At 63.7% G+C, this 26,000-nt stretch carries 19 protein-coding genes and 1 tRNA gene; 10 read left to right on the top strand and 10 right to left on the bottom strand.

The window, feature by feature from the left end; translation table 11 throughout:
* Positions 1 to 128: 128 nt before the first annotated feature.
* From J6524_RS14590 to J6524_RS14580, 3 genes are all read left to right on the top strand, one after another.
* The gene (locus tag J6524_RS14590; RefSeq protein WP_225671559.1) at positions 129 to 749 is read left to right on the top strand and encodes a hypothetical protein; all 621 of its coding nucleotides are present in this window, start codon (positions 129 to 131) and stop codon (positions 747 to 749) included.
* Between the two features lie 28 nt (positions 750 to 777).
* Entirely contained in the window at positions 778 to 2,913 is a 2,136-nt protein-coding gene (locus tag J6524_RS14585) for a DUF294 nucleotidyltransferase-like domain-containing protein (protein ID WP_225671557.1), read from the top strand.
* 197 nt (positions 2,914 to 3,110) lie between these two features.
* Positions 3,111 to 3,785 carry a response regulator transcription factor gene (locus tag J6524_RS14580; protein ID WP_225671555.1) on the top strand — a complete coding sequence of 225 codons (675 nt, stop codon included), beginning with the start codon at positions 3,111 to 3,113 and terminating at the stop codon, positions 3,783 to 3,785.
* 125 nt (positions 3,786 to 3,910) lie between these two features.
* On the opposite strand, the gene J6524_RS14575 is transcribed toward J6524_RS14580, so the two are convergent.
* From J6524_RS14575 to J6524_RS14565, 3 genes are all read right to left on the bottom strand, one after another.
* A complete protein-coding gene (locus tag J6524_RS14575) occupies positions 3,911 to 7,423 on the bottom strand; it encodes a PAS domain-containing hybrid sensor histidine kinase/response regulator (protein ID WP_225671553.1) in 3,513 nt (1,170 codons plus the stop codon).
* 157 nt (positions 7,424 to 7,580) lie between these two features.
* On the bottom strand, positions 7,581 to 8,810 hold the full coding sequence (gene hemA, locus J6524_RS14570; protein ID WP_225671551.1) for a 5-aminolevulinate synthase: 1,230 nt from the start codon (positions 8,808 to 8,810) through the stop codon (positions 7,581 to 7,583).
* A gap of 145 nt (positions 8,811 to 8,955) precedes the next feature.
* On the bottom strand, positions 8,956 to 9,834 hold the full coding sequence (locus J6524_RS14565) for a LysR substrate-binding domain-containing protein (RefSeq protein WP_225671549.1): 879 nt from the start codon (positions 9,832 to 9,834) through the stop codon (positions 8,956 to 8,958).
* A gap of 112 nt (positions 9,835 to 9,946) precedes the next feature.
* Here J6524_RS14565 and mdcA point away from each other — a divergent pair, with 112 nt between their 5' ends.
* Positions 9,947 to 11,635, top strand: coding sequence for a malonate decarboxylase subunit alpha (mdcA, locus tag J6524_RS14560; protein WP_225671547.1), 1,689 nt, complete (start codon positions 9,947 to 9,949; stop codon positions 11,633 to 11,635).
* A gap of 4 nt (positions 11,636 to 11,639) precedes the next feature.
* Positions 11,640 to 13,025 carry a malonyl-CoA decarboxylase gene (locus tag J6524_RS14555; RefSeq protein ID WP_225671545.1) on the top strand — a complete coding sequence of 462 codons (1,386 nt, stop codon included), beginning with the start codon at positions 11,640 to 11,642 and terminating at the stop codon, positions 13,023 to 13,025.
* Between the two features lie 67 nt (positions 13,026 to 13,092).
* Here J6524_RS14555 and J6524_RS14550 read toward each other — a convergent pair whose 3' ends face one another.
* From J6524_RS14550 to J6524_RS14535, 4 genes are all read right to left on the bottom strand, one after another.
* The gene (locus J6524_RS14550; protein WP_225671543.1) at positions 13,093 to 14,154 is read right to left on the bottom strand and encodes an MBL fold metallo-hydrolase; all 1,062 of its coding nucleotides are present in this window, start codon (positions 14,152 to 14,154) and stop codon (positions 13,093 to 13,095) included.
* Between the two features lie 252 nt (positions 14,155 to 14,406).
* Positions 14,407 to 16,533, bottom strand: coding sequence for a methyl-accepting chemotaxis protein (locus J6524_RS14545; protein WP_225671541.1), 2,127 nt, complete (start codon positions 16,531 to 16,533; stop codon positions 14,407 to 14,409).
* A gap of 226 nt (positions 16,534 to 16,759) precedes the next feature.
* Positions 16,760 to 17,473 carry an outer membrane protein gene (locus tag J6524_RS14540; protein ID WP_225671539.1) on the bottom strand — a complete coding sequence of 238 codons (714 nt, stop codon included), beginning with the start codon at positions 17,471 to 17,473 and terminating at the stop codon, positions 16,760 to 16,762.
* Positions 17,474 to 17,692: 219 nt separating this feature from the next.
* Positions 17,693 to 18,013, bottom strand: coding sequence for a helix-turn-helix domain-containing protein (locus J6524_RS14535; RefSeq protein ID WP_225671537.1), 321 nt, complete (start codon positions 18,011 to 18,013; stop codon positions 17,693 to 17,695).
* A gap of 100 nt (positions 18,014 to 18,113) precedes the next feature.
* Here J6524_RS14535 and J6524_RS14530 point away from each other — a divergent pair, with 100 nt between their 5' ends.
* Positions 18,114 to 18,347 carry a hypothetical protein gene (locus tag J6524_RS14530; RefSeq protein WP_225671535.1) on the top strand — a complete coding sequence of 78 codons (234 nt, stop codon included), beginning with the start codon at positions 18,114 to 18,116 and terminating at the stop codon, positions 18,345 to 18,347.
* On the opposite strand, the gene J6524_RS14525 is transcribed toward J6524_RS14530, so the two are convergent.
* A complete protein-coding gene (locus J6524_RS14525; RefSeq protein ID WP_225671533.1) occupies positions 18,344 to 19,807 on the bottom strand; it encodes a GH1 family beta-glucosidase in 1,464 nt (487 codons plus the stop codon). The two genes, J6524_RS14530 and J6524_RS14525, sit on opposite strands and share 4 nt — an antisense overlap.
* Before the next feature lie 12 nt (positions 19,808 to 19,819).
* On the bottom strand, positions 19,820 to 20,800 hold the full coding sequence (locus tag J6524_RS14520) for a glycoside hydrolase family 16 protein (RefSeq protein ID WP_376712021.1): 981 nt from the start codon (positions 20,798 to 20,800) through the stop codon (positions 19,820 to 19,822).
* Between the two features lie 316 nt (positions 20,801 to 21,116).
* On the opposite strand from J6524_RS14520, the gene J6524_RS14515 reads away from it, so the two are divergent.
* Together J6524_RS14515 and J6524_RS14510 are read left to right on the top strand one after the other, a co-directional pair.
* Positions 21,117 to 22,154 (top strand): HD-GYP domain-containing protein, encoded by a 1,038-nt coding sequence (locus J6524_RS14515; RefSeq protein ID WP_225671530.1) that lies wholly within the window; start codon positions 21,117 to 21,119, stop codon positions 22,152 to 22,154.
* A 459-nt stretch (positions 22,155 to 22,613) separates the two neighbouring features.
* The gene (locus tag J6524_RS14510) at positions 22,614 to 23,378 is read left to right on the top strand and encodes a Crp/Fnr family transcriptional regulator (RefSeq protein ID WP_225671827.1); all 765 of its coding nucleotides are present in this window, start codon (positions 22,614 to 22,616) and stop codon (positions 23,376 to 23,378) included.
* Positions 23,379 to 23,489: 111 nt separating this feature from the next.
* Here J6524_RS14510 and J6524_RS14505 read toward each other — a convergent pair.
* A tRNA-Thr gene (locus J6524_RS14505) sits at positions 23,490 to 23,564 on the bottom strand.
* Positions 23,565 to 23,908: 344 nt separating this feature from the next.
* On the opposite strand from J6524_RS14505, the gene J6524_RS37950 reads away from it, so the two are divergent.
* Together J6524_RS37950 and J6524_RS14495 are read left to right on the top strand one after the other, a co-directional pair.
* Positions 23,909 to 24,109 (top strand): hypothetical protein, encoded by a 201-nt coding sequence (locus tag J6524_RS37950; protein WP_225671528.1) that lies wholly within the window; start codon positions 23,909 to 23,911, stop codon positions 24,107 to 24,109.
* A 75-nt stretch (positions 24,110 to 24,184) separates the two neighbouring features.
* Positions 24,185 to 25,891, top strand: a complete 1,707-nt coding sequence (locus tag J6524_RS14495) for an FAD-dependent oxidoreductase (RefSeq protein ID WP_225671526.1) — start codon at positions 24,185 to 24,187, stop codon at positions 25,889 to 25,891.
* The last annotated feature ends 109 nt before the right edge of the window (positions 25,892 to 26,000 follow it).

Raw genomic sequence — 26,000 nt, 5'->3', positions numbered from 1 at the left:
GAGCGGAGCAATTGCAATGGGGAGTTGCCGCAACTGCTAACGGCATGGCGTAGAGAAAGTTGAATTCGCCAGGACCAGATAAGGTAAATTGAGGGCCACCAGCGTCGATTTGGCAGTGTGAGATCGCAATGAAGCTATTCGAAAAACTGTTTCGACGACGTCCGCCGATCCGCGACCGCGAGGCGCTCGCAGACTTCGTCCATGCCCAGTCGGCCTTCATCGTGCAGAAGGGTATTTACGAATATTCCCGTGCCCGCGCTGGCCATTACGCCAAGGTGCTGTTTGCCGAGGAGGGGTTTGCCAATTCCGTCGAACGTGCGCGCTGGCAGGCATTTCCGCTCGGTCTCGCGATGGTCGGCGAGATGGTCGAAGGGGTGCTGCGGCCGCACGACGGCGCGGACCGGCGGGCGGTGCACGACCGGACCATCCGCATCGTCCTCTCGGTCTTCGACCGTTATCCGGTGCCGCCATCGATCGGCGCGGCGGGCTGGCAAGAAGCGCGGCGCGAACTGGAGCATCGGCTGGACCTGGCCGGGGGACATGCGCCGAAGCGGGTGATGGACATCCCGAATCCCCTGGCGGAGAGCTACTTTGCGATGATGCCGATCCACGAAAAGCTGCGCGGGCGAGATTTTGATACGACACGCAATTACCTGCGCGTCAGCCTGTGCAATATCCATGACGAATTCGTCGCGCGGGCAGACGTGGCGTCGCTGCGACAGGTGTTGAGCACGGGCGATACGGCATAGGCGCGCAGGCGACGTTGATGGAGGCGCGATGGACCGCACGCAGGGAGGCGCACCGCTTCTGGCCCTCGATGCGGTTGTCGTCGACACCGAAACGACCGGGCTCGACCCGCGAAAGGCCCGAATTATCGAGCTTGCGGCCGTGCGGCTCTCGGCGGGCAAGCTCGTCGATGGCGACTCGTTTCGTCAGCTGATTCGGCCGGGTGCCGAATCGATCCCCGCAGGCATCACCGAGGTTCATGGCATCGACGACGCGGCCGTTGCAGCAGCGCCTCCGTTTGCCGACGTCTGGCCGCGCTTCCGGGAATATCTCGGCGCGGGCATCGTGATCGGGCACACGATCGGTTTTGACCTGGCGGTCTGGAGGCGTGAATGCGAGGAAGCAGGGCTGCCGTGGTCTCGTCCGCGGACGCTCGACACGAGGCTGCTGGCCGAAATCGCCGCGCCAAAACTGGCCGGATATTCGCTGGAGAAGCTGGCTACCTGGCTCGACATCGATCTCGCAGGCCGGCACACGGCGCTCGGTGATGCAATCATCACGGCACGGGTGTTCCTGGCGCTTGTGCCGCAGCTCCGCGATCACGGCATCCGCACCGTTGCAGAGGCCGAGCGCGCGTGCCGCGCGCTGACGGCTGTGCTCGACGATCAGGTTCGATCCGGCTGGGCCGAAGCGGTCGAGCCCCCGTCACGGCTCGATGCCGAGCGGACCTTGAGGCGCTACGACGCCTATGCATTTCGCCGCCGCAATCGCGACATCATGCGGACACCGGCCGTCTTTGTCACACCCGACACGCCGATATCGCAGGCCGTCGGGAGGATGGGGCAGGAGAAGATATCCTCGCTCTACGTCGCGGACTCGCTGGGTGCATCGGAGGAAATCAAGGCTGTCGACGCAGGCATCCTGACCGAGCGCGACGTGTTGCGGGCGATCGACCGCTTCGGTGCGGGAGCGCTCGAGTTGCCGGTGAGGCAAATCATGGCGCGTCCGTTGATCGCCGTTCCTGCCGACGCCTTTCTCTACCGTGCGATTGGCCGAATGAGTCGCCACAAGATACGCCATCTCGGGGTCGTCGATGAGCGAGGCCACGTGGTCGGAGCGTTGTCGGCGCGCGACTTGCTGCGGCTGCGGGCGGGCGAGGCCATCTCGCTCGGCGACGAGATCGACGACGCTCAGGACGCGCACGCACTTTCCGTCGCCTGGGCCAGGCTGCCGCATCTTGCGGGAGCATTGTCGGGCGAAGGCCTGTCGGGCCGCGAGATTGCTGAAGTGATTTCCCGCGAGCTGGGAGCACTCTCGCGCCAGGCCGCAGTGATCGCGGAGCGGACGATGCGGGAGAGCGGCCGCGGCGAACCGCCCGTACCCTATGCTTTGGTCGTTCTGGGGTCCGCCGGGCGCGGCGAAAGCATGCTGGCGATGGATCAGGACAATGCCGTCATCTTCGCGCATGGCGATCCGGACGGTCCCGAGGATCGCTGGTTTGCCGCGTTCGGCGAACACGTGGCCGATATCCTGCACCAGGCCGGCGTGCCCTACTGCAAGGGAGGCGTGATGGCGAAGAACGCCGCCTGGCGCGGTTCGGTCGCCACATGGCTGTCCCGCGTCGACCACTGGATATCGCGCTCCAACCCTGCGGATTTGCTGTCGGTGGATATCTTCTTCGACTTGCGCGCCGTACACGGCGACGCTGCTCTTGCGATGGAGGTAAGACAGGCTGCCTATGACGCAGCGGACGGACAGACCGCTTTTGCCAAGCTGCTTGTCGATACCGTGAGGATTCCGGGTAGCCTCACGCTGTTCGGCGGCATCCGTACCGAGGGCGGCCGCATCGACATCAAGTCGGCCGGGCTGTTCGGTCTGGTGGCCGCGGCGCGCGCCATGGCGATACGTTATCACGTGATGGACCGGTCGACGCCGGCACGGCTGGCCGGGGTCAAGGCTCTGGCCCACGCCAGCGAAAGCGATCTCGACGCCTTGATGGAGGCACACGGCGTGTTTCTGGATCTGATCGTGGCGCAGCAGATTGAAGATGCCGCCCACGGCCTGCCGCCCTCCAACGCGGTTGCGATCAAGCCATTGTCGAGCCGCGCGCAAGACCGGCTGCGAGCGGCACTCGAAGCGGTGGCGCATGTCGATGACCTCGCGCGCGATCTCCTGTTCCTGCACTGAATGACAGACCCGATTCCATGGCGTTCCGCAGGAATCCGAAGCAGCCATGTTGCGACGCACAAGATCGCGGTTAACCGCTTCTGCTTGATGGGGTATTTGCGTGCTTGCATACAAACGTGGGGCGGGGGACAATTACGGATAAATTCGCCCGGACAGCCGTCATGGCGAGAGCATGCGTTTGGACGCACAAGAAGTAGATGACCACCCCTGCCGGCACCCACCTCGTCATCGCTGATGACCACCCGCTGTTCCGCGACGCGTTGCGGCAGGCGGTGGCGAGCGTCGTGGCATCGGCCGTCGTCAGCGAGGCCGGCACGTTCGAGGATCTCACCGCGCTCTTGGAACGGGATTCCGAGGTCGACCTGATTTTGCTCGACCTCACCATGCCCGGAATCTCGGGCTTCTCCGGCCTGATCTATCTGCGTGCGCAATATCCGGCGATCCCGGTGGTGATCGTGTCCGCGAGCGACGACGCCGGCACGATCCGGCGGTCGCTGGATTTCGGCGCCTCTGGCTTTATTCCGAAACGCTTCGGCGTCGAAACGCTGCGCGATGCCATCATGAAGGTGATGGAGGGCGACGTCTGGGTTCCGCCGGATACCGACCTTTCGTCGGCCGACGATCCCGAGATGGCGCGCCTGCGCGACCGCCTGGTCACGCTGACCCCGCAGCAGGTGCGGGTGCTGATGATGCTCTCCGAAGGCCTGCTCAACAAGCAGATCGCCTATGAGCTCGGGGTCTCCGAGGCGACCATCAAGGCGCATGTCTCCGCGATCCTGCAAAAGCTCGGCGTCGAAAGCCGGACGCAAGCCGTGATCGCCGCCGCGAAAATCTCCGGCGGCCAGTGGCGCCAGGGCACGCCGACGGGGTGATCGCCGTCGTTGCGAGCGTTAGCGAAGCAATCCATCTCACCGCGCGAGGAGAGATGGATTGCTTCGTCGCTTCAGCGCAAAATTGCTTTTGCAATTCCGTCGCAAGCTCCTCGCAACGTCGAATGCTACTCGGCCGCCGCCACCATCTGCTGGGCGCGCCACTGGCCGAGCAAAGCGCGGAGCGATGCCGGCTTCACCGGCTTGTTGAGGATCGTGATATTCTCTTCGCGCGCGGCCGCCCGGACGTTCGGGCTGCGGTCCGCCGTGATCAGGATCGCGGGAATGTTTTCGCCGAAGCGGCGGCGGATCTCGCGGATTGCCGCGACGCCGTTACCGCGGTCGAGATGATAGTCGACCAAAAGCCCCGTCACGCTGCCGTCTGACGATTCGATCGCTGCGATCGCAGCCTCGGGATCGGCCACGGCGATTACCTCGGCATCCCAGGCCGTCAGCAGCGTCTTCATGCCGTCGAGGATCGCCGGATCGTTCTCGATGCAGACGATCAGCGCGCCGCTCATCGGCGTCTTCGAAAGCGGCGTGGCGCTGGTGACGGCGGCAGTATGGTTGATCCCCTTGGCGACCGGCACCGTCACCGAAAACACTGAGCCGCCGCTGGCAGTTGCGTTGATCGCGATGCCATGGTTGAGCACGCGCGCCAGCCGCTCGACGATCGACAGGCCAAGGCCGAGGCCGCGCGCGATTCGCGCGCCCTGTTCGAGGCGGTGAAACTCCTTGAAGATCTCGCTGCGCTTGGTCACGGGAATGCCGACGCCGGTGTCGTAGACTCCGATCTGCAGCGACTGTCCGTGACGGCGGCAGCCGATCAGCACGCGCCCGCGCGGCGTATATTTGATGGCGTTCGAGATGAAATTCTGGAGCAGCCGCCGCAGCAGCGAGCGGTCGGATTGCACCGGCAGCGAGCAGGGCACGAAGGTCAGCTCCAGCCCCTTGGCGCGGGCGATTGGCGCGAATTCGATTTCGAGCGAGCGCATCAGGTCGGCCATCTTGAAGCTTGAGATCGAGGTCGTCATCGCTCCCGCATCGAGCCGCGAGATATCCAGCAGCGCGCCGAGGATCTCCTCGATCGCCTCCAGCGAGTCGTCGATGTTTTCGACCAGGCGCGAATCCTCGCCGCCGTTCTGCCGTTCGACGAGGCTCGTCACATAAAGCCGTGCCGCGTTGAGCGGCTGCAGAATGTCGTGGCTGGCGGCGGCCAGGAACCGCGTCTTCGAGATGTTGGCATCCTCGGCCGTGCTCTTGGCCCGCGCCAGCTCGGAGTTGAGGCGGGTCAACTCCTCGGTGCGGTCGCGCACGCGCTTTTCCAGTGTTGCATTGGCGCGCTCCAGCGCCTCGGCGGCCTCGAAGCTCGGCGTTACGTCGGAGAAAGTGATGACGAAGCCGCCGCCCGGCATCCGGTTGGAACGCACCTCGATGACCATGTGGCGGTCGGGCAGCCGTTCCAGATAGGGCTCGCCCTCAGTGGTGTAGGCCTCCAGCCGCCGCTGCAGCAGCGTGTCGGGATCGTCGGCGCCGGAGGCGCTGACCGCGCCCATGAATTCGAGGATCTCCTGCAGGGGAATGCCGAGTTGCACCAGATGCGGCGGCAGCGCGAGAATTTCGCCGAACTGGCGGTTCGAGCAGATCAGCTGCAGATCGGCATCGAACACTGCGATGCCCTGGCGTACATGGTTGAGCGCGGTCTGCAGGATCTCGCGGTTGAAGTGCAGCGCGGCGTGGGAATCGTCGAGCAGCTTGAGCGCGGCCTTCGCGGAGACGGTGCGCTTGCGCAACAGAAGCGACATCACGAGGCGCGAGGATGCCGCCCCGATCGAGGAGGCGATCAGCCGCTCGGCGTATTGCAGCAGCTCGAAATCGGCCGGCGCGGTCGGATCGAGATTGCCGGGATGACCGGCGGCAAAGTTTTCGAAGGCCTGGGCAGCACGCTCGGGACCGAGATATTGCGCCACCGTGCTCTGGATGTCCTGCACCGTCACTGTGGTGCGCCAGCGCCGGAAGGGCGGAGCAATCGGCGTCAGCGTGTTCGGCACGAACAAGTCCGCCTGTAGCCGTTCGATCGAGGACGGCTGGCGCGCGATCGATATCAGGACATAGGTCACGATGTTGAGCGCGAGCGACCAGAACACGCCGTGCATCAAGGGCGGCAGATCGGTGCCGAGCAGCGCCTGCGGGCGCAGCGCCGTGATGCCGAACGGGCCTTGCTGCAAGAATAAGAGACCGGCTGTACTACCTTCCAGGAAGCTCGGCAGGAACAGCGTGTAGAACCACACCGCGACGCCGACCAGCATGCCGACCATCGCTCCGCGCGCAGTGCCCTGCCGCCACAACAGGCCGCCGAAAAAGGCCGGCGCCAGTTGCGCGAGCGCGGCGAACGACAACAGGCCAATCGCCGCGAGCTGGGTGTTGCCGAGCGCGCGATAGTAGAAATACGCCATCACCATGATGGCGAAGATCGCGATGCGCCGTATCCTGAGCAGGAAATCGCCAAAAGCCTTGCTGCCGTCGCGCGCCGTGGGGCTGCCCTGCAGCACCATCGGCAAAACGAGGTCGTTCGAGACCATGATCGAGAGCGCGACGCATTCCACGATCACCATTGCGGTGGCAGCCGAAAGGCCGCCAACGAACACGGCAATGCTGAGCAGCGTGGAATTCGCCTCGATCGGCAACGCCAGCACATACATATCGCTGTCGACGGCGCCGAACGGGAAGGTGACGAGACCCGCGATCGCGATCGGAATCACGAACAGATTGATGGCGACCAGATAGAGCGGAAACAGCCAGCGGGCGCGGCGGACCTCCTCGGGGCTGGAATTTTCGACCACGCTGACGTGGAACTGGCGCGGCAGCAGCATGATCGCGCAGAACGACAGCAGCGTCATGGTCAGGAAATTGCCGATCGACGGCACGTAGCTGATGGCGCGCACCGCCTCGGGCGTCTTCATCGCTCGTTCGATCAGCTCGACCGGCGTGAACATCCAGAAAGTGACGAAGGCGCCGGCGGCGAGAAAGGCCACCAGCTTGACAATGGATTCGGTGGCGATCGCCAGCATCAGGCCGTGCTGGTGCTCCGTGGCGTCGGTCTGGCGGGTGCCGAACAGCACCGCGAACGCTGCCATCGCCAGCGTCACGACCAGCGCGATGTCGCCAATGATCGGGATCGAGGAGAACAGCTTGTCTTCGCTGAGGATCGTCTCCAGCGAGGAGGCCACTGCCTTGAGCTGCAGCGCGATATAGGGCACGGAACCCACGATCGCGATGACAGCGACCGTGGCGGCGACTGCCTGGCTTTTGCCGTAGCGCGCCGCGATGAAGTCGGCGATCGAGGTGATGTTCTGCGATTTGGCGAGATGAATCACCCGCTTGAGCAGCGGCGTGCACAGCCCGATCATCAGGATCGGGCCGACATAGATGGCGAGGAACTCGACACTAGTGCGGGTGGCGAAGCCGACCGAGCCGAAGAAAGTCCAGGAGGTGCAGTAGATCGCCAGCGACAGCGGATAGATCATCATGCTGGCGCGGCCGCGCTGGCTCGGCGACAGGCGGTCGCCATAGCTGGCGACGACGAACAATAGTCCGATATAGGCGAACGCGGCGGCGATTACGCCCCAGTCGTGCAGCATCGCTGCGGGTCTCCCTCTCCCGTCACTTGATGCGGACGTGCTTCTTCGCGCCGGCCGGACGCGCGGGCGTCTCGGCCGGAGGAAGGCAATATAAACGCTTTGGGCCGGCAGCGCATCGCGCGACCGGCCCAATTTGCGAAGGTTTGGCGGGATAGGGTTACTCGGCCGCCAGCGATTTCCTGTTCAACTTGAGGCCGAGGCGGTCCCAGACCTGGAGCAGCGCTTCGGCGAGCCGATCGATCAGGCCGTCATCGTGGTAGGGCGAGGGCGTGATCCGCAGCCGCTCGGTTCCCTTGGCGACCGTCGGATAGTTGATCGGCTGGATGTAGATGCCGTGCTCCTCCAGGAGGATGTCGGAGGCCTGCTTGCACTTCTCGGGATCGCCGACGAACAGCGGCACGATATGGGTGTCGCTCGACATGACAGGCAGCCCGGCGGCGTTGAGGATCGCCTTGACGCGGGCGGCGCGGTCCTGGTGGCGCTCGCGCTCCCAGTTCGAGGTCTTCAGGTGCCGGATCGCGGCAGTCGCGGCCGAGCAGATCGCCGGCGGCAGCGCGGTGGTGAAGATGAAGCCCGGCGCATAGGAGCGGACCGCGTCGATGATCTCGGCCTTGCCAGCGATATAGCCGCCGAGGCAGCCGAACGCTTTTGCGAGCGTGCCTTCGAGTACGTCGATGCGGTGCATGACGCCGTCACGCTCGGCGATGCCGCCGCCGCGCGGGCCGTACATGCCGACCGCATGAACCTCGTCGACATAGGTCATGGCGCCGTATTTCTCGGCGAGGTCGCAGATCTTGGCGAGCGGTGCGACGTCGCCGTCCATCGAATAGAGGCTCTCGCAGACGATCAGCTTGGGCCGGTCGGGGCCTGCCGCGATCAAGAGTTCCTCGAGATGCGCGAGGTCGTTATGGCGGAAGATCTGCCGTTCGCAGCCGGCCTGGCGCACGCCCTCGATCATCGAATTGTGGTTGAGCGCGTCAGATAGAATGAGGCAGTTCGGGATCAGCTTGGCGATCGTGGAGATGCCGGTCTGGTTCGAGACATAGCCCGAGGTGAACAGCAGCGACGCTTCCTTGCCGTGCAGGTCAGCCAGCTCCTGCTCGAGTTGCACCAGGGGATGATGGGTGCCCGCGATGTTGCGGGTGCCACCGGCGCCGGTGCCGACGCGGGTCGCGGTTTCCACCATGGCGCCGACCACCTTCGGGTGTTGACCCATGCCGAGATAATCGTTGGAGCACCAGATCACGACGTCGCGCTTGCCCTTCGGCGAGTGCCAGACCGCATGCGGAAAGCGTCCCGCGATCCGCTCGAGGTCGGCGAACACGCGGTAGCGCCGCTCGTCATGCAGGCGGTTGAGGGCGGTATTGAAGAATTTGCTGTAGTCCATCGCAAAGACCTGGAACGGAACCGGCCGGATTGGCGTCGCGTCTTTTTAGAGCGTTTCCAGCTTTGGTGTCTATGCGAATTCCCACATTTCAGCGCAGCTCCGGAATGCTACTTAGCCGGCTCAAATGTTGATGCGGATCAAGGCGCTAGTTGCGCCTCTTGGTCCTGTGAACGGCACGTTCTGCAGCCGGCGCCAAAGATGCCAGTGTTGCAGCCAGTGCCGCCGCTGCGGCCGCCGGCCGATCCCGCTCAAAGATCGCGAATTCGAGATCGGGAAGGCGCGGCAGCCCCTCCTTGGCGCCGAGAACGCGTAAGCCGCCGACGATGGCGCTCACCGGCAAGGGTGTAACGGCAAGGCCGGCCAAGCCTGCGGCGCGGACACCGGTCAGGCTGGGGCTGGTGTAGACGATCTCCCAGGAAAGATCGCTGGTGCGCAGTGCTTGAAGTGCGGCCTCGCGCGACACCGAATGCTCGCGGTACAGCGCCAGCGGCAACGGGGCCCCGGGAGAGAGTTCGAAGGTTTCTGCGGCGGTCCACAATAGCGGCTCGCGCCACGCAAGACGCCCGCGTGATGTGCCGAGCGGACGTTTGGCCAGCACCACGTCAAGTCGTCCGGCGTCGAGCTGTCCGATCAGTTCGGAACTGACGCCGATCTGAACCTCGAGCTTCACGTTCGGATGCAATTTGGCGAAGCGGCCGAGAGCGGGCGGCAGCGAACCGCTGGCTACTTCCTCCACCGCGCCCAAGCGCACGATACCGGACAGTTGCGGGGCGTTGAGGCGGCGGCGCGCCGCTTCTTCGAGCTGCAGGAGCCGACGCGCGTCATCCAGCAGCATCTCGCCGTCGTCGGTCAACGCGACCGTCCGCGTGGTGCGGCGGAACAGCGGCCGCCTGGTTTCGAGTTCGAGGCGCTTGATCTGCTGGCTTACCGTCGACTGCGTGAGGTGGAGCTGTTCGGCCGCACGGTGGAAGCCGCCGCAATCGGCCACGGCGACGAAGGTGCGGAGGAGGTCGAATTCGAGCATAACAACTGATCATGTTTGACGATCAATGATATTATAAAATACTGTTTTTATAATCAATGACCCGTCCGTACATTTTGGTCATCGCTATCCCAGACCACGGAAAGGGCTCACGATGTCACAACAACCAACCCCGAGATCGACAAACCGCGGCGATCGCTTGCGCAGGGCTCAATCGGTCTGTGGCAGCGGAAAAGTGTGTCCGCCCGATCGCGCCACGGCGCTGCTTGAGGCCGTCATCGAGCCCTTCGACCGTGTCGCGGTCGAAGGTGATAACCAGAAGCAGGCCGATTTTCTCTCTGCGGCACTCGCCAAGGCCGCTCCTGCGCGACTGCATGATCTTCACATGGTGCAGTCGGTGCTGGCCTTGCCCGATCACCTTGCCGTGTTTGAGCGCGGTATCGCCAACCGGCTCGACTTTGCCTTTGCCGGCCCGCAAAGCCGCAAGCTCGCCGAACTGGTCGCAACGGGTTCGTTGAAGATCGGCGCGATCCACACTTATCTCGAACTTTACGGGCGGATGCTGGTCGACCTGACGCCGCGTGTTGCGTTAATCGTAGCCGACAAGGCCGATCGCGACGGCAACCTCTATACGGGTCCGAACACCGAGGACACGCCTGTCATCACCGAGGCGACCGCCTTCCGTGGCGGCATCGTGGTGGCTCAGGTCAATGAGATCGTCGATCGCTTGCCGCGGGTCGACATTCCCGGCGATTGGGTCGACTTCGTCGTCCCAGGCCCAAAGCCATACTTCATCGAGCCGCTGTTCACGCGGGATCCCGCAAAGGTCCGCGACCAGAACATCCTGATGGCGATGATGGCGATTGCCGCCGTCTATGAGCCCTACGAAGTACAGCGACTCAATCACGGCATCGGTTACGCCACGGCGGCGATCGAATTGATCCTTCCGACTTTCGCCGCAACGCGCGGACTAAAGGGCAAGATCGCAAGACACTTCGTGCTCAATCCGCACCCGACGCTGATCCCCGCGATCGAGGCCGGCTTCGTCGACAACGTCTATTGCTTCGGCTCCGAGCTCGGCATGGAGCGATACATGTCGGCGCGTGCCGACGTGTTTCCGGTGGGCAGCGACGGGAATTTGCGCTCGAACCGCGCGTTGGCCCAGGTCGCCGGGCAATATGCCTGCGATCTCTTCATCGGCGGCACGTTGCAGATCGACGCTGAGGGTAACAGCTCCACGGCAACGAAGGACCGGATCACCGGTTTCGGCGGTGCGCCGAATATGGGCGCCGATGCGCGCGGCCGGCGGCATGGCAGTCCGGCCTGGCTGCGTGCGGGCAGGGAGGTCGGCGAAACCATCCGCGGGCGCAAGCTTGTCGTGCAGATGGTCCAGACCCGGCAGCCCAATGGCGCGCCGAGCTTTGTCGAACGGTTGGATGCGTTCGACCTGGCGGCTGCGGGCTTCGCATTGCCGCCAGTGATGATCTACGGCGATGACGTCACGCATGTGATCACCGAGGAAGGCGTCGCAAATCTTCTGCTTTGCCGCTCAGCGGAAGAGCGCGCGGCAGCGCTGCGCGCTATTGCCGGAGATACCGAATTCGGGCGCGCGCGGTCGGTCCGCGTGACCGAGGACTTGCGCAGGCGCGGCATCGTGATGCGGCCGTCCGATCTCGGCATCGACGCCACGACAGCCACGCGCGATCTGCTTGCGGCGCGCACCCTCGGCGATCTCGTCGCCTGCTCCGGCGGACTTTATGCGCCGCCGGCGAAATTCCTTCGGCCGTCAGTCGCGAGGGCCGACGTCCAGGCGAAGCCGGCCATCCATTCCGCAGAAGGATAACGTCATGAAGATCGCCCGAACAAGCAGCTTTCGCGACGCGCAGCCTGGGCCGTCCTGGCTGGAGCGGCTTCGGATTTCGCTCGGCCTGCGCAGCAGCGCCGACGAGGGATCCGCGGCCGATGTCATCTCGCCGCTCGATCAGGCGAAGCGGCTCGCGGCAGCCTTGCTGTCCGAACGCGGCGAAGCCTCTGGCGCAGTGGTCGCCCGCGAGCTGCACGACGTCCTGCAGGGCCTCGATGCCGAGGATCGCCACCGCTTCCACCGCCATCTCGCCAGCAATTTCCTTCCTGACGCCGCCGCGTTGCAAGCCGCCGCGCAAGCCTATCTTGCCGGCGCCACGGCCGAGAGCGCGGCGCGGCTGGCGCAAGCCGCCGATCCGCCGCGTCAGGAGCTTTTGCGGCGAATGAACATGGCGACCGGCGGCACCAGCGCGCTCGTCGCCATGCGCAAGGAGCTGACGGCGCATCTCCGCGACGAGCCGGCTCTGAAGTCGCTGGATGGCGATCTCAAGCATCTGTTTGCGTCCTGGTTCAACCGCGGCTTTCTCGAACTGCGGCGGATCGACTGGCAGTCGCCGGCGGCGCTGCTCGACAAGCTGATCGCCTATGAGGCAGTGCACGAGATTCAGGGCTGGGATGATCTGCGCCGCCGCCTGGCGCCCGATCGCCGCTGCTTTGCTTTCTTTCACCCGGCGCTTCCGGGCGAACCCTTGATCTTTGTTGAAGTCGCGCTGGTGCAGGGGCTCGCCGGAGCGGTGCAGCCGCTGCTGGTCCAGGACGGCGACGACGATGCCGCGCGGCAACGGGCGCAGCGCGCGGACACCGCGATCTTCTACTCGATCTCAAACTGCCAGGACGGCCTGCGCGGCGTTTCGTTCGGCAATTTCCTGATCAAGCAGGTGGTGGAGGAGTTGAAGGCCGAGTTGCCGCATTTGACTCGTTTTTCCACGCTGTCGCCGGTGCCGGGTTTTCGCCGCTGGCTGACAGCCACGCTTGCAGATGCGAGTGAGACCGACGCTGCTCGATTGGCTGAACTGAAGACCGACGGGTGGTGGCGCCACGCATCGCGAAGCGAGGCGCTGCGCCCCTGGCTGATGCACCATTGTGCGACCTATCTAACGCGCCAGGTCTCATCGAAGCCGCCGATCGATCCGGTGGCGCGCTTTCATCTCGGCAATGGCGCGCGGCTGGAGCGCATCAACTGGCTCGGCAATGCCGCGCCACGCGGCATCGAGGAATCCTTCGGCATCATGGTCAATTACCTCTACGATCCCGGGACGATCGAGGCCAACCACGAGATCTTCGCCCATGACGGCACGGTGGTGCGGTCGCCCGACGTGGACGCGTTGATCATGGCCCGGCAACGCCGCGAATCGTCCGCTTTCACCTAGCGGCTCGGTGAGGGACGGTACGTTTGCGGGAGCCTGCGTGTGCAAGGCGGCAGCGCAGGCCAGCCGCTCAGGTGGTGCGGAACCGCAAAATGCCGTCGGTGACCTCGCAGGTCAGGCGTCCCTCGACCAGCATGTAGTTGACGTGAGCAACCAGTTCGCCGGCGGCAAAGCCCATCTGGTGCTCGTCCAGCACGTGTTTGTGGAACACCACCGGCACCAGCTCCTTGGAGGTCTTCGGCTCCTCGCGGCAGGCTTCGGCGATCAGGCGGCAGCGATCCTCGTGATGGTCGGCGAGCTGCTTGATCCGGGTCTTCAGCCCGTGGAACGGCACGCCGTGGCCGGGCAGCACCATCACATCATAGGGCAGGGTGGTGGTCAGGCTGGCGAGCGAGGCCAGGTATTCGCCGAGCGAGTTCTGGTCGGGCTCGACCGCCCAGACGCTGACATTGGGCGAGATCTTGCTCAGCACCTGGTCGGCGGAGAGGAACAGCTTGTCGGCGGCGCAGTACAGCATCACCTGGTCGAGCGCATGGCCGCCGCCGGTGATCACCTTGAAGCGCCGCGTGCCGATCACGACCTCGTCGCCATGCGAGATGCGGCGGTAGGACGGCGGCAGCACCGAAACCCGCTTCAGATAGTCCTGGCCGCGGCCTAGCAGCCTGTCGGTCAGATCCTCGTCCATGCCATGGCGTCGGAAGAACAGGCGCTGCGCATTGCGACGTTCCTCGGTGCCACGGTTCTGGTGATAGACCGACTGGAGGTACTCCACCTGTGACATGTAGAGCGGGCAATTGAAGCGCTCCGTGATCCAGCCCGCCAGGCCGACATGGTCGGGGTGCGAATGGGTCACGATCAGGCGCTTGACCCTCACATGGGCGAGCGGCCCCTCGAACAGCGTGGTCCAAGCCGCAATCGATTCCTCGTTGCCGAAACCGGAATCGACCATGGTCCAGCCGTCGCCGTCGGCGAGCAAATAGATGTTCACATGATTGAGGCGGAACGGCAGTTTGAGGCGCGCCCAGAGCACGCCGGGCATGACCTCCACGACCTGATCATGGCCGGGGTGGCTTTCCCAGGGGTATCTCAGGGTCTCCGCGACGGACTGGATGCTGTCGGTTTTCGAATGCATGCTACCGGCTTAGCGGGACGCGCGGCGCAGCGCCAGCCGAAAAGAGCGATGGCGGTGTCCGCGCGCCCCGCGGAACGCAAGGCGCCGGGCTCAAATCCATGAGTTTACGGCGCAATCCGTGCCGCCGCGCATGGTCGATGGTGGCGCATGCCCCGATGCTGCGCAGTGCGCCCGGCTACTTTGCATGGGGTTGTTTTCGCATTTTTTGTCGGCCGGGCTCGCGGCCGCGGGGCCGCCGCCCGGCACACTTGGCTACGCCGCCCGGATGTTCGACAGGAACGCGTCGATCTCTTCCCGCAGCACGTCGGCTTCGCGGCGCAGCGCGCCGGAGGCTGCCAGCACCTCGCTGGCCGTGGTTCCGGCCTGCGCCGAGGCGCTGGAGACGCCGACGATGTTGGTGGAGACCTCGCTGGTGCCGCCGGCGGCGTGCTGGATGTTGCGCGCGATCTCCCGCGTCGCCGCACCCTGCTCCTCGACCGCGGCCGCGATCGCCGTCGTCACCTCGTTGATCTCGGCAATCGTCCTGCTGATGTTGCGGATCGCGGAGACCGCGGTCTCCGTCACCGTCTGCATGCTGACGATCTGCTGGCGGATCTCGTCAGTAGCCTTCGCGGTCTGGTTGGCGAGGCTCTTCACCTCGGAGGCGACCACGGCAAACCCGCGTCCGGCGTCGCCGGCGCGTGCCGCTTCGATAGTGGCGTTCAGCGCGAGCAGGTTGGTCTGCGAAGCGATGGTCTGGATCAGATCGACCACGACGCTGATGCGCGCCGCATTGTCCGCAAGCCCCTGCATGGTGGCGTCGGTTGCGCCGGCGTCATCGACCGCCTTGCGGGCGATCTCCGCCGAGGTGACGACCTGACGGCCGATTTCCTCGATCGAGGAGGACAATTCCTCGGTGCCCGACGACACGGTCTGCACATTGGCCGAAGTCTGCTCGGCGGCCGTCGCCACCGCGGTGACCAGCGCGCTGGACTGGTCGGCGGTCGCTGACATGCTTTCCGCGGTCGATTGCATCGAGCTTGCCGCGTTCTGCAGGCTGTCGAGCGCGGTGCGGACGGTGCTTTCGAACTCGACGATGCGGGCTTCCATGCGGGAGGCGCGCTCGGTCTTGGCGATGCGGTCCTTGTCCTGCTCGGCGGACAACGCGCGGCTCTGGATCATGCTTTCGCGGAACACCTGCAGCGAATCCGCCATGACGCCGATCTCGTCCTGGTGGTGGGTCTGATAGATCTCGGTTTCGAGGTCGCCGCTCGACAGCAGCTGCATCGAGCGCTGCAGATTGCTGATGCGACGCAGGATGTTGCGGCCGACATAGAGCCAGACGAACAGGATCGAACCGATCAGGGTGCCGACGCCAAGGGCGAGCATGATCATGGTCCCGAACGAGATCTCCTGACGCGCCTGCCAGGCCGCCGCGTCGGTTTCCTTCCTTACGCCGTCGACCAGCTGCTGCACGCTGATGCCGAGGCCGACATTGAGCTTGCGGGTTTCCTCCAGAATGGTCTGGCCGAAATCGTCCGCATCCAGTTCCTGCTGACGCACCTTGAAGATGCCGGTCTTGCCATCGGCAAGCGCCAGCAAATCCAGGGTTGCTTTGCGCACGACATTCATCGCGGTCGTCTTGGGCAGCGCTTCGGCATTTGCCTTCACGCGCGCCTGCGCGGTGCGGAAGTCCTTGCCGATGGCCTCGAGCGTATCGCCGCTGGTTGCCGACAGCGCGGCAATCATGTCGAACGCCATCATGTTGCCGCTGGCGGCGATGTCGGCGAGCTGGTCGGCCGTCTTGTGGGCCTTGATCGCGTCGGCCTGGGAGAAGTTGGGCGCGGCGTAGATGCTGTAGAGTTCGGTCTGGGCATCGATCGCCGCGGGACCGGCGGCAGATATGAAACGCCGCTGGGCCTTGCGCACGGCCTCGTAGAGCTTTTCGTGCTGGGCGGCGAGTTCGATGCGTTCGCGCGCGGCCGAGCCGAGACTCTTGATCACCTCGTCGATGTTCTTCATGTTCTCGGTGAGCGCGGCAACCACCGCTTTGTCGGCTCCGAGTTCGGCGATCTCGCCGAGCTTCTGCAGCGCGACCGCCTGGGTTTCCTTCATCTTCTTGGTGCGATCGTTCAGCGCTTCCTCGCTGCGCGCAGCCAAGAGCGCTGGCCCCTGGCTGGCAAGGCTCGCGCTCTGCGCCGACAGTTGCAGACTGGCGGCCAGACGCGGAATGTCCCGTCCGCTCAGATCAATCATGGTCCCGCCGAGCCGCCCGAGCATCAGCCCTGCGCCGGCCGAGATGACGATCGCCATGCCGGCGATGACGGCGAAGGCGGCAAACAGACTGCCCCTGACGCCGAAGCGGAAGCCTTTGACTCGCGATTTGGATTGTAACGCCATTTGCCCACTGCCCCGTACGCTACCTCTGGATGTTTCCTGGCGCGGCAGTATCGCGATACCCGGTTAACACTTTTGGAAAAACGCAGCTTTTTTCGCCATAATTTTGGCTGGAGGCTTTTGATTCACTGGATTTTTCCACGTGCCGGAAAACGCGGGCAAATGAGCAAGATAAAAAGGCCGGCGTGAAAGCCGGCCTTCCGCAATTCTCAATTGAGAGCATTCAGCCTCAGTAGGGGCTGGCGAAGTTGAAGCGATAGTTGATGCCGGCCTTCAGCGTGTGGTCGTCATTGTGGAAGCTGCCGAACGGCGCCAGCGCCGCGGGGCTGACGAAGCGGGTGCTGCCAAAGTCGTAATACATGTACTCGCCTTTGACCGACCAGTTCGTGGCGAACATGTATTCGACGCCGCCGCCGACGGTCCAGCCGCTGCTGTGGCTGCCATCGAGCAGGAAGGGAATCGGCGCGCCGGCGAGCGTCACCCTCTCATTGTTGTCGGAATAGGCCCAACCGCCTTTGACGTAGACGAGGCCCGGACCCCAGGTGTAGCCGATGCGAGCAGTGATCGAGCCGAGGCCGCGCTGATCATTGGTGTAGACATAGCCGCCCGGGAAAGTGGCGGTGAGGTTGTTCTTGCCGAGCCAGGAATACTGGCCTTCGGTGCCGAGCACCCAATTTGGTGCGAACTGCCAGTCGAGGCCGGCCTGAATGCCGCCGAGCAGGCGGGCGCTGGAATCGCTGAGCACCGCGCCGTTGAAGTCGTTGCTGCCGGTGAAGGCGCCGCCGAGATGACCGCCGATATAGAAGCCGGTCCATTGGGCGGCGACCATCGCCGGCGTATAAGCGGGCTGCTTGTAATAGCGTGCGCCGAGGTCGGCGCCGAGGGCAGGCGCGGCGGCGGTGAGGGCTGCGAAGGCCACGAGGGCGGCGAGGATCTTCTTCATTTGCTGTCTCCGAAAACCGTTCGGCGACACCGCGTGCCGGCGTCATCCATGGCCACGCAGATAGACAGCTTTTATCTAAAATGCTGTCACTCCGAGATGACAGCGGCCCGTAACCCAACCTATTGGCAGACAAACATTTCTTGTACTTAATGAAGACCTAATCAAAGGTTATGAACGGCTTAATTTCGCCCGCCCTCCGGCGCTTTTGGCAAGCCTTGATTAAGCAATGCGGCGGCGCACGTCGCTGCGCATCTGTTCGCGGAAGGCCTGCCGGCGGGCGGGGCGCTCTTTCACCGGCACGTCGTGGCGGTCGAACACATTGAACATTTCGAGGATCGGGTAGTGGTCGCTGGCCATGGCGAGGATGCGCAGGAGCTCCGCCACGGATCCGGTCGGCCCGGTGACCTCCCACATGCGGATGGTGTCGGCGCCATCGGCAGGCGGCAGCCCGCACAGCTTGGCCATGTCGGCCACCGAGAGCGGCTGGCCGATGGCCTCGCCGAGATGCTGTCGAAGTTTCTTCAGTTCGGCTCCGGTCACAAGTTCTCCATTCGAATCAACATCTGTGAAGTAAATCACACATCGGGCGTAACTTGGGGCGTATACGCAGCGCATAAGGTTTCCTGATGAGGAGGCAACCATGCGTCGATTACTCGAAAGCCTCGTCCCCGACGCCCGCCCGATTTATTGGAAATGGGTCGGCGGCATGTTCGCACTTTATGTCGTGTTGCTGCTCACCGCGGCAGGCGTATTCGTTGGTCACGAATCACCGCGCAAGCTGGCGCACGAACCGGCCACGACTGTGGCAATCGACGGCAAGCAGGATTCTGTCCCCGAAGCCTCGGCTCCGCTGCGGCAGGCCGCGCGGTACTAGACCCCGATTGCATTCCGCGCCACCACGTCGCGATAGAAGGCGACGCTGAGCTTCGGGGTCCGGCGCTGCGTTTCGAAGTCGACGTGATAGAGCCCGAAGCGCTTGTTATAGCCGAAGATCCATTCGAAATTGTCCATCAGGCTCCAGAGGAAGTAGCCGCCGATAGGCACGCCCTCCGACGTCGCGCGCTGCAATTGCCTGAGGTAGTTGCGCAGATACATGATGCGATCGAGGTCGTAGACCTTGCCGTCGGCGTGCAGCTTGTCCTCCGACGAGGTGCCGTTCTCGCTGATGTAGATGGTCTTTACGTTCCAGACTTTGGCCGCCAGCCGCGGCGCCCAGTAGATCGTCTCGGGCCCGACGCGCAGCCATTCCGAATTCATGTGCGGGAACGAGGCGGGAAAGGGCAGCACGCTCCAGCCCGGCGGCTTGTCGGAAGCAGCGATATAGAATTGCGGCGCGTAGATGTTGAGGCCGACGAAATCGTTTGGCTGTGAAATGATCTTCAATTCCTCAGCGGTGAATTTCGGCGCGTCCTTTCCGGCGAACTGCAGGAAGCCGTCGGTGTATTTGCCTTCCAGGATGACGCCGAGGAAGCCTGAGTTCAATTCGCGCGTCGCGATTTCGGCGGCGCGAACATTTTCCGGCGTGTCGAACGCCGGCACGCAGGCCGCGATGTTTTCGGCTGGCCCCACCCTTGTGCCCGCGCGTCCATGCGCGCGGATCGCCTGCACGGCGAGCCCGTGCGCCAGCGCGACATGGTGACGAACCTGATTGACTCCCGCATCCGGTAGTTTCAGGCCAGGCGCGTCGATGCCCCAGCCATAGCCGAAATTCACGAAGCGTCCGGCTTCGTTGATTGTGAAGATCGACCTGACGCGATCGGTGATCCGCGCCGCCACGCAGGCGGCATAATCGCCGAACGCTTTTGAAGTTTCGCTGGATCGCCAGCCGCCGACACGGTCCTCGAGCGCCTGCGGCAGATCCCAGTGATAGAGCGTCGCGTATGGCTCGATGCCGTTCTTGAGGAGTTCGTCGATCAGGCGATCGTAGAAGTCGAGACCTTTGGCATTGGGCGTGCCCGTTCCTTCGGGAAACACGCGCGGCCAGGCGATCGAAAACCGGTAGGCCTTGGCGCCCACCTCCCTGATCAGGCCAATGTCTTCCTTGTAGCGGTGGTAGTGATCGTTCGCGAAATCGCCCGTGGTGCCGTCCTCGATCTTGCCGGGCGTATGCGAGAACGTATCCCAGATCGAGCGGCCGCGGCCGTCCTCGTTCACGGCGCCCTCGATCTGATAGGCCGAGGTGGCGGTGCCCCATACGAAGTCTTTCGGAAAACTATCCGGCGCAGGCCGCTCCGATGCTGCTTGCGCGGCGGCGTCGGGTGAGGCCGCGGCAATGCCGAGGGCGGACAGGCCGGCAAGCTTTGCAAAATGCCGGCGCGAGAATTTTCCGAACATCGTCATCTCCGGTCAGCGTTCGTCAATCTGGTAGGCCGATATCCTGTCGATCTCGAAGGCGACCGTTTCAGGAGATTGTCCGTCGACGAAGCCGACGCCCTCGAAATTCTTTGAGCCCATGGCAAGATTGACGATCATGTACATGGGTTCGTGGAAGCCGACCGGGACCTTGATCTCGGAGACCGGCTGGCGATCGATGAAGTAGGTGATGCGATCCGGCTGCCACAGCACGCCATAGTCGTGGAAGACGGTCGGGGCGTCTTCGACGCGGAAGTCGAAGCCGCAGCGTTCCACGCGCTGCGTCGTCGGAATCCGCCAATGCGTCGTCATCACGATGTCGCCCGGTCGCTGGCCGCGGCCTTCCAGGACGTCGACTTCTGGCGGCCAGCCGCCGTCATCGGCAAGCATCCAGAACGCCGGCCAGACACCGATGCCGACCGGCACCTTGGCGCGGATCTCGAAGTAGCCGTACTTCTGGGCAAACCGGCTCTGCGTCGTCAGGATGCCGGAAATATACTCATTGTCGAACAGCACGGCCTTCAGCGCCGGCGGGGTGCGGCTGGCGACGATCGAGAGAATGCCGTCTTTGACCTTGAACGGATCGAGGCCGAGCGGCGTTGTTTCCCGCCCGCCGTAACGCGGATCGACATAGATCTGCTGCTCGCCATTCCAACTGGTCTTGCGCTTGAAATCGGAGCCGGCGCCGCCCCAATAACGCGCCTCCGGCCAGGCGGCCCCGCCGGCGTAATGCGGTACCCACCTGCCGTCCAAAAGCGGATGGGTGTCGAAATCATCGTGGAAGGTCCGATGCAAGGACACCGATGCGAAGGATGCTGGGTTCGGCGCCTCGACGCGGCGGCATTTTTCACCGAGGATCGCGGTCGCGACCTGCAGCGTCAGTTTGGTCGTCGCCCCGGCGAGATCGGCCTGCGCAAACGCCGGGGCGGTGAACAGGCTGCCGATCGCCGCCACAGCGCATAGCGTCAATCTCACGGTCTCCAATTCGCCTCGATGGGAGGGGAGATCATTCACTGACGATGGCCTCGATCTGATGGTGTTCTGAATTCGATCTTATGGCGTTCTGATGACAAGCGGCGCGCGTACCTCGTTCGGGGTACGTAGTTATACGGGGTCGACGCTTAACGGCAAGGTAGCCTCGATGTCCAAGACTGAGGTGCGCCAGACTGTGAGATGCCGATGGCGCGGAGCGTGGTTTGGATTCCGGACCATCGGCAGATTGTTCAAATTCTTTCAGTTCTTCAAATGTTGAAGAACAATAGTTCGGTAGTGTCGCATTCGGAATCCTGGGATGCTCGTCTACTTTGTGACCGACGAACCGGCGAAATTGCCGGCGATACGTGCGATGCTCGAGCCGCAGCACGCAGTGGTGCCCTGGGTGCTCGATAGCGACGGCACCGGGGTAAGGGCGCATGGCGTGCTGATGGTCGATGTTGACCTGCGCCAGATGCCGCGCGCCGATCAGCTCAAGCTCATCTTGCAGGAGCTTGCCGCCATTTCGGAGCGGCTGTTCGTAGTTCCCAACCACGCCCGTTCGATGGTGGCGCAGGCCTATGCGCTTGGCGCCACAGCGGTTATTTCACGCGCCAAGGAAGCGGCCCTCAAGATCGCGCAGATCGAATATGCCGAAGCGGCCAAGGAAAAGAACGCCACAGATCCGGCAATGGAGATGGATGCGGGCGTGGCGGCCTTTGCGTCGATGTTTTCGAACGTGCGCCACGGCAGGCCGCTGAAGATTGCCGATGCGCGACGCGCTACATCACAGATCGTCAAGCGGGTCGGGCAGGACGGACTTTCGACATGGCTCGACGAGGTGCGGCGCTATCACGAGGGCACGTTTCAACACTGCCTGCTGGTAACAGGCGTTGCGGTCGCCTTTGGGCTGGATGTTGGATTCTCCAGCGCGGACGTATCGCGGCTCGGCATGGCGGCGACCCTTCACGACATCGGCAAGGCGCGCATCCCCCTCTCGATCCTGGATAAGCCCGGCCGCCTCGATCCCGATGAGGACGAGATCATCCGGCGCCATCCCGTGATCGGCTACGAGTTGTTGAAGGGCGTGTCCGACGTCAGTCCGGAGATCCTCGATGGCGTGAGGCATCATCACGAGTACCTGGACGGATCCGGCTATCCGGATGGGTTGAAGGGCTCGCAGATTTCCGATCTGGTCCGCTTGCTGACGATATCGGACATCTTCGCCGCGCTCGTGGAATCCCGAGCCTACAAGACGCCGATGCCGCGCTCCGCCGCCTACGAGATTCTCTGCGGCATGGAGGGCAAGCTGGAGGGGGCGCTGGTCAGGGCGTTCCGCAAGGTCGCGCTGGGGTGAACCCGCGGTGAAGTAATTGGTGCGTCGTGGCCTCCAACGTATCCTCATCGTTCATTAGTTGGTTGGTATCATCGGACCAGCGCAGGCTGCGTTTGAAGTCGAGCTTTGGCTTAAGGACACGCCGCTCTAGCTCATCTGGTTCCCGTGTGCTGACGAACCGCTCGCCGGGAAAGAAGAGGCGCGGCTGCCGCTTGACGGAACTCGACCAGCGGTCTTGAGTGCTGGTGTGAAGCCGTTGCCCGATCTCGATCACCTGCGAACATCCTATCAAGGGTTCGCCTTAGCTTTACCGGCGCGGCGCGGTGGGGTACTCAACAATTATCGTATCCAAGAAAGCTGCTCAAAGCCGGCACGATACACGATGAAAGTGGAGTTAGTGTCGGCGCAGCGCAGAAGACATTCCTGCCAAAAGCATTCCAGGAGAGCTGCGTGTTCTTCTGAGGGAGGAAGTCTCTCGTGATGGAACGTCCGGCGAGCGTCGGCAATCGTCTTCTCGCCGCGTTGCCCTCGGCAGACCTCGCATTGCTCGCCCCTCATCTTCAGAAGGTGTCGCTTGAACACGACGCCACGTTGATACGAGCGGGAGATCGACGCGGCTATGTTTACTTTCCCCATAGCGGTGCCATCTCCTTCATGGTCGGCCTTCCGAACGGGGAAACGATCGCAACTGCGGTAATCGGGCGCGAGGGAGCGATCGGCGCATTATCGGTGCTGGGACCCTCCTTCTTGTCGTCCGTGACCGCGGTCGTGCGGGTAGGCGGCGCCGCATCGCAAATCTCCGTGTCGCGGTTTCATGCAGCCTACATGCAGAGCGGCGCCATCAGACAGGTGGTCGAGGCGCACACGAGGTCGATACTCATGCAGTTTCAGCACGTTTCAGCCTGCAACGGACTGCACTCAGTCGAGGCCCGCATGGCCCGGTGGCTGCTTCACCTGCACGATCGAACCGAGAACAACAACGTCCTATCATTAACTCAGGAGACGCTTTCGCAGGTGCTCGGGGTGCGACGAACGACCGCGACGCAGGTGATAGCCAAACTCCGCGCCTTAGGTGCCATCAGGTCCGCTCGGCGGGGCTTGGTCGAAATCGACAGGGCGCGGCTCGAGGAAGCAAGTTGTGAGTGCTACGACATCATACGCAGTGCAACCGATCGGATCGTCCCGCATGAAGCCGTGGGGTCGCACCCGCATTTTGCGTCGGCCGACAAACTCCACAGTGCATGATCGTTCTGCAGAAGGCGCGACGAGCTTAAGAAATCGCAATGCTTTGAGGAAGCGAATGACCACCGCAGCCCGACGCGCCGGGGCCTTGTGGCTGATGTTTCGGGGGAAAGCTGGTGCTGCCGGACAGGATTGAACTGTCGACCTCTCCATTACCAATGGAGTGCTCTACCACTGAGCTACGGCAGCACGGTCGGTATTGACGGGGAATCGGCCTAAATGGCCGCCCACTAGGCGGCCGGTTCTTGCCACAAGGGCCCCTCTGGCGCAAGCGCGTGGGCGGGCCGGAAAGGGCCTAAAATCATCAAAAAGTCGGCGGCTGCCTTCGGTGGACGCCGCCAGAGCGGTCTACCCCGCTGCTGACCGGGTTCCCGGTCATCTTCGCCGGCATCCGCGGCGCCGAATCGTGACCTCGTATTGACTTGCGGCGGCAGCACGGGTCATGGCGGGAGAGGGACGGCAAAACCCGTTATGTTCGGCCGCGAGGCCAACGGCGTGTTGCGCCGCCTCGACCAAGGCAGATCGGCGGAGTGATGACGAAGGGCGATCAAGGCAAAGGCACAGAAAAGACCGGCGCGGATGTGAAGGGTTCGCGACGCGACAGGCTGAAGCAGGCGCTCCGCGAAAACCTCAAGCGGCGGAAGGCGCAGGCGCGCGGGCGTAGTGATGCCGGATCTACCGAAAACGCCGATGCGTCCCTAGATGACGCCAGCGGAGAAAAGCCAACCTCGTAACATCAAGACAAAATTCGCTCACGTCGTTCTGGCACGCTCTCTGCATCATCACTGTTTCTTTTTTGGGCGACGATAATGAGTGCAGATATCACGACCGCTCCGGCGGCTGGCGTTAATGCTTACGCGTTTCCACGTCACGAACAGACTTTTCCGACGCTGACCCAGCAGGAAATCGAGCGAATGCGCCGGTTCGGCGATCTGCGCAGCTATAGGGACGGCGAAGCCTTGTTCGAGACCGGCAAGGTCGGTCCCGGTATGTTCGTGGTGCTGTCAGGCACGGTTACGATCACCCAGCGCGACGGCCTCGGCCATATCACGCCCATCATCGATCAGGGGCCCGGACAATTCCTGGCCGAGATCGGTCAGCTTTCCGGCCGCATCGCGCTGGTCGACGGCCATGCCGATGGCGATGTCGAGACGCTTCTGATTCCGCCGGATCAATTGCGTGCGCTTCTGGTTGCCGAGGCCGAGCTCGGCGAGCGCATCATGCGCGCGCTGATCCTGCGCCGGGTCAGCCTGATTCAGGGCGGCGCCGGCGGCCCGGTGCTGATCGGCCCGGCCTCGCTCGGCGACACGGCGCGGCTGCAGAATTTTCTGGCACGCAACGGCCAGCCGCATCACGTGCTCGATCCCGCCGCCGACAAGGACGCCGCCGACCTCGTCGCGCGTTATGCCACCTCGCGCGCCGACCTGCCGCTGGTCGTCTGCCCGGACGGCCGGGTGCTGCGCAATCCGTCCGAGCCGGCGATTGCCTACGCGATCGGCATGATCGGCGAGCACAACCATGAAAAGCTCTACGATGTCGCCGTGGTCGGCAGCGGACCGGCGGGGCTGGCGACCGCAGTCTATGCGGCATCAGAGGGATTGTCGGTTGCCGTGTTCGACGCACGCGCGTTCGGCGGCCAGGCCGGCGCCAGCGCCAGGATCGAAAACTATCTGGGCTTTCCGACCGGCATTTCGGGGCAGGCGCTGGCCGGGCGCGCCTTCAACCAGGCGCAAAAGTTCGGTGCCGAGATGCTGATCCCTGTCTCCATCAGGTCGCTCGATTGCAGCCGCAGCGATGGCGTCTTCCACCTGGCGACTGACTGCGGAAAGTCGATGCGGGCCAAATCCGTCGTGGTTGCGAGCGGGGCGCGCTATCGCCGGCCCGAGATCGCCAATCTCGAGAAATTCGAGGGACGCGGGGTCTGGTACTGGGCCTCTCCGATCGAAGCAAAACTGTGCCTCGGCCAGGATGTCGTGCTGGTCGGCGGCGGCAATTCTGCAGGGCAAGCCGCGGTGTTTCTCTCCAGCCACGCGCGCAAGGTCTACATGATCATTCGTGGCGGCGGCCTCGGGGCCAGCATGTCGCGCTACCTGATCGAGCGCATCGAGGCGACTGACAATATCGAGCTGATGTTCAATACCGAAGTGGTCGGCCTCGAAGGCGATGACGACGCTTCGCTGGCGCGCGTGCGCTGGCGCAGCCGCCTTGCGCCCGAGGAGCATTCGCTTGATATCCGCAATCTCTTTCTGTTCGTCGGCGCCGATCCCGCCACCGGCTGGCTCGAGGGCTGCGGCGTCATGGTCGATCGCGGCGGCTTCGTGGTGACGGGCGCGCAGTGCCAAAAGAAGGATGGGCAACAGGTGTCAGCGCTCGAGACGTCGGTGCCTGGCGTGTTCGCGGTGGGTGACGTGCGCTCCGGCTCGGTCAAGCGCGTCGGTGGCGCGATCGGCGAGGGAGCGCAGGTCGTCGCCGCGCTGCACTTCTATCTCGCCGATGCAATGAAGCCGTCGCTTTGATGTAGCGGCGGCAGCGGCGGCTTTGTCGGCATTTGTGACAAACGTGCAAATTTCGTGCATCATACTACTTTGGTTGATGCGTCATTTCTGCGCGCACATGCCTGCATTG

The organism is Bradyrhizobium hereditatis (assembly GCF_020329435.1).
In the GTDB taxonomy this organism is placed as follows: domain Bacteria; phylum Pseudomonadota; class Alphaproteobacteria; order Rhizobiales; family Xanthobacteraceae; genus Bradyrhizobium; species Bradyrhizobium hereditatis.
This window is presented reverse-complemented; position numbering and strand designations above follow the sequence as displayed.

Coding starts and splice junctions, on each gene's coding strand:
- J6524_RS14585 (WP_225671557.1), top strand. CDS start 778: ATGGACCGCACGCAGGGAGGCGCACCGCTTCTGGCCCTCGATGCGGTT.
- J6524_RS14590 (WP_225671559.1), top strand. CDS start 129: ATGAAGCTATTCGAAAAACTGTTTCGACGACGTCCGCCGATCCGCGAC.
- J6524_RS14580 (WP_225671555.1), top strand. CDS start 3,111: ATGACCACCCCTGCCGGCACCCACCTCGTCATCGCTGATGACCACCCG.
- J6524_RS14555 (WP_225671545.1), top strand. CDS start 11,640: ATGAAGATCGCCCGAACAAGCAGCTTTCGCGACGCGCAGCCTGGGCCG.
- J6524_RS14575 (WP_225671553.1), bottom strand. CDS start 7,423: ATGCTGCACGACTGGGGCGTAATCGCCGCCGCGTTCGCCTATATCGGA.
- mdcA (WP_225671547.1), top strand. CDS start 9,947: ATGTCACAACAACCAACCCCGAGATCGACAAACCGCGGCGATCGCTTG.
- J6524_RS14530 (WP_225671535.1), top strand. CDS start 18,114: ATGCGTCGATTACTCGAAAGCCTCGTCCCCGACGCCCGCCCGATTTAT.
- J6524_RS14515 (WP_225671530.1), top strand. CDS start 21,117: ATGCTCGTCTACTTTGTGACCGACGAACCGGCGAAATTGCCGGCGATA.
- J6524_RS14495 (WP_225671526.1), top strand. CDS start 24,185: ATGAGTGCAGATATCACGACCGCTCCGGCGGCTGGCGTTAATGCTTAC.
- J6524_RS14545 (WP_225671541.1), bottom strand. CDS start 16,533: ATGGCGTTACAATCCAAATCGCGAGTCAAAGGCTTCCGCTTCGGCGTC.
- J6524_RS14550 (WP_225671543.1), bottom strand. CDS start 14,154: ATGCATTCGAAAACCGACAGCATCCAGTCCGTCGCGGAGACCCTGAGA.
- J6524_RS14540 (WP_225671539.1), bottom strand. CDS start 17,473: ATGAAGAAGATCCTCGCCGCCCTCGTGGCCTTCGCAGCCCTCACCGCC.
- J6524_RS37950 (WP_225671528.1), top strand. CDS start 23,909: ATGACGAAGGGCGATCAAGGCAAAGGCACAGAAAAGACCGGCGCGGAT.
- hemA (WP_225671551.1), bottom strand. CDS start 8,810: ATGGACTACAGCAAATTCTTCAATACCGCCCTCAACCGCCTGCATGAC.
- J6524_RS14510 (WP_225671827.1), top strand. CDS start 22,614: ATGGAACGTCCGGCGAGCGTCGGCAATCGTCTTCTCGCCGCGTTGCCC.
- J6524_RS14565 (WP_225671549.1), bottom strand. CDS start 9,834: ATGCTCGAATTCGACCTCCTCCGCACCTTCGTCGCCGTGGCCGATTGC.
- J6524_RS14525 (WP_225671533.1), bottom strand. CDS start 19,807: ATGTTCGGAAAATTCTCGCGCCGGCATTTTGCAAAGCTTGCCGGCCTG.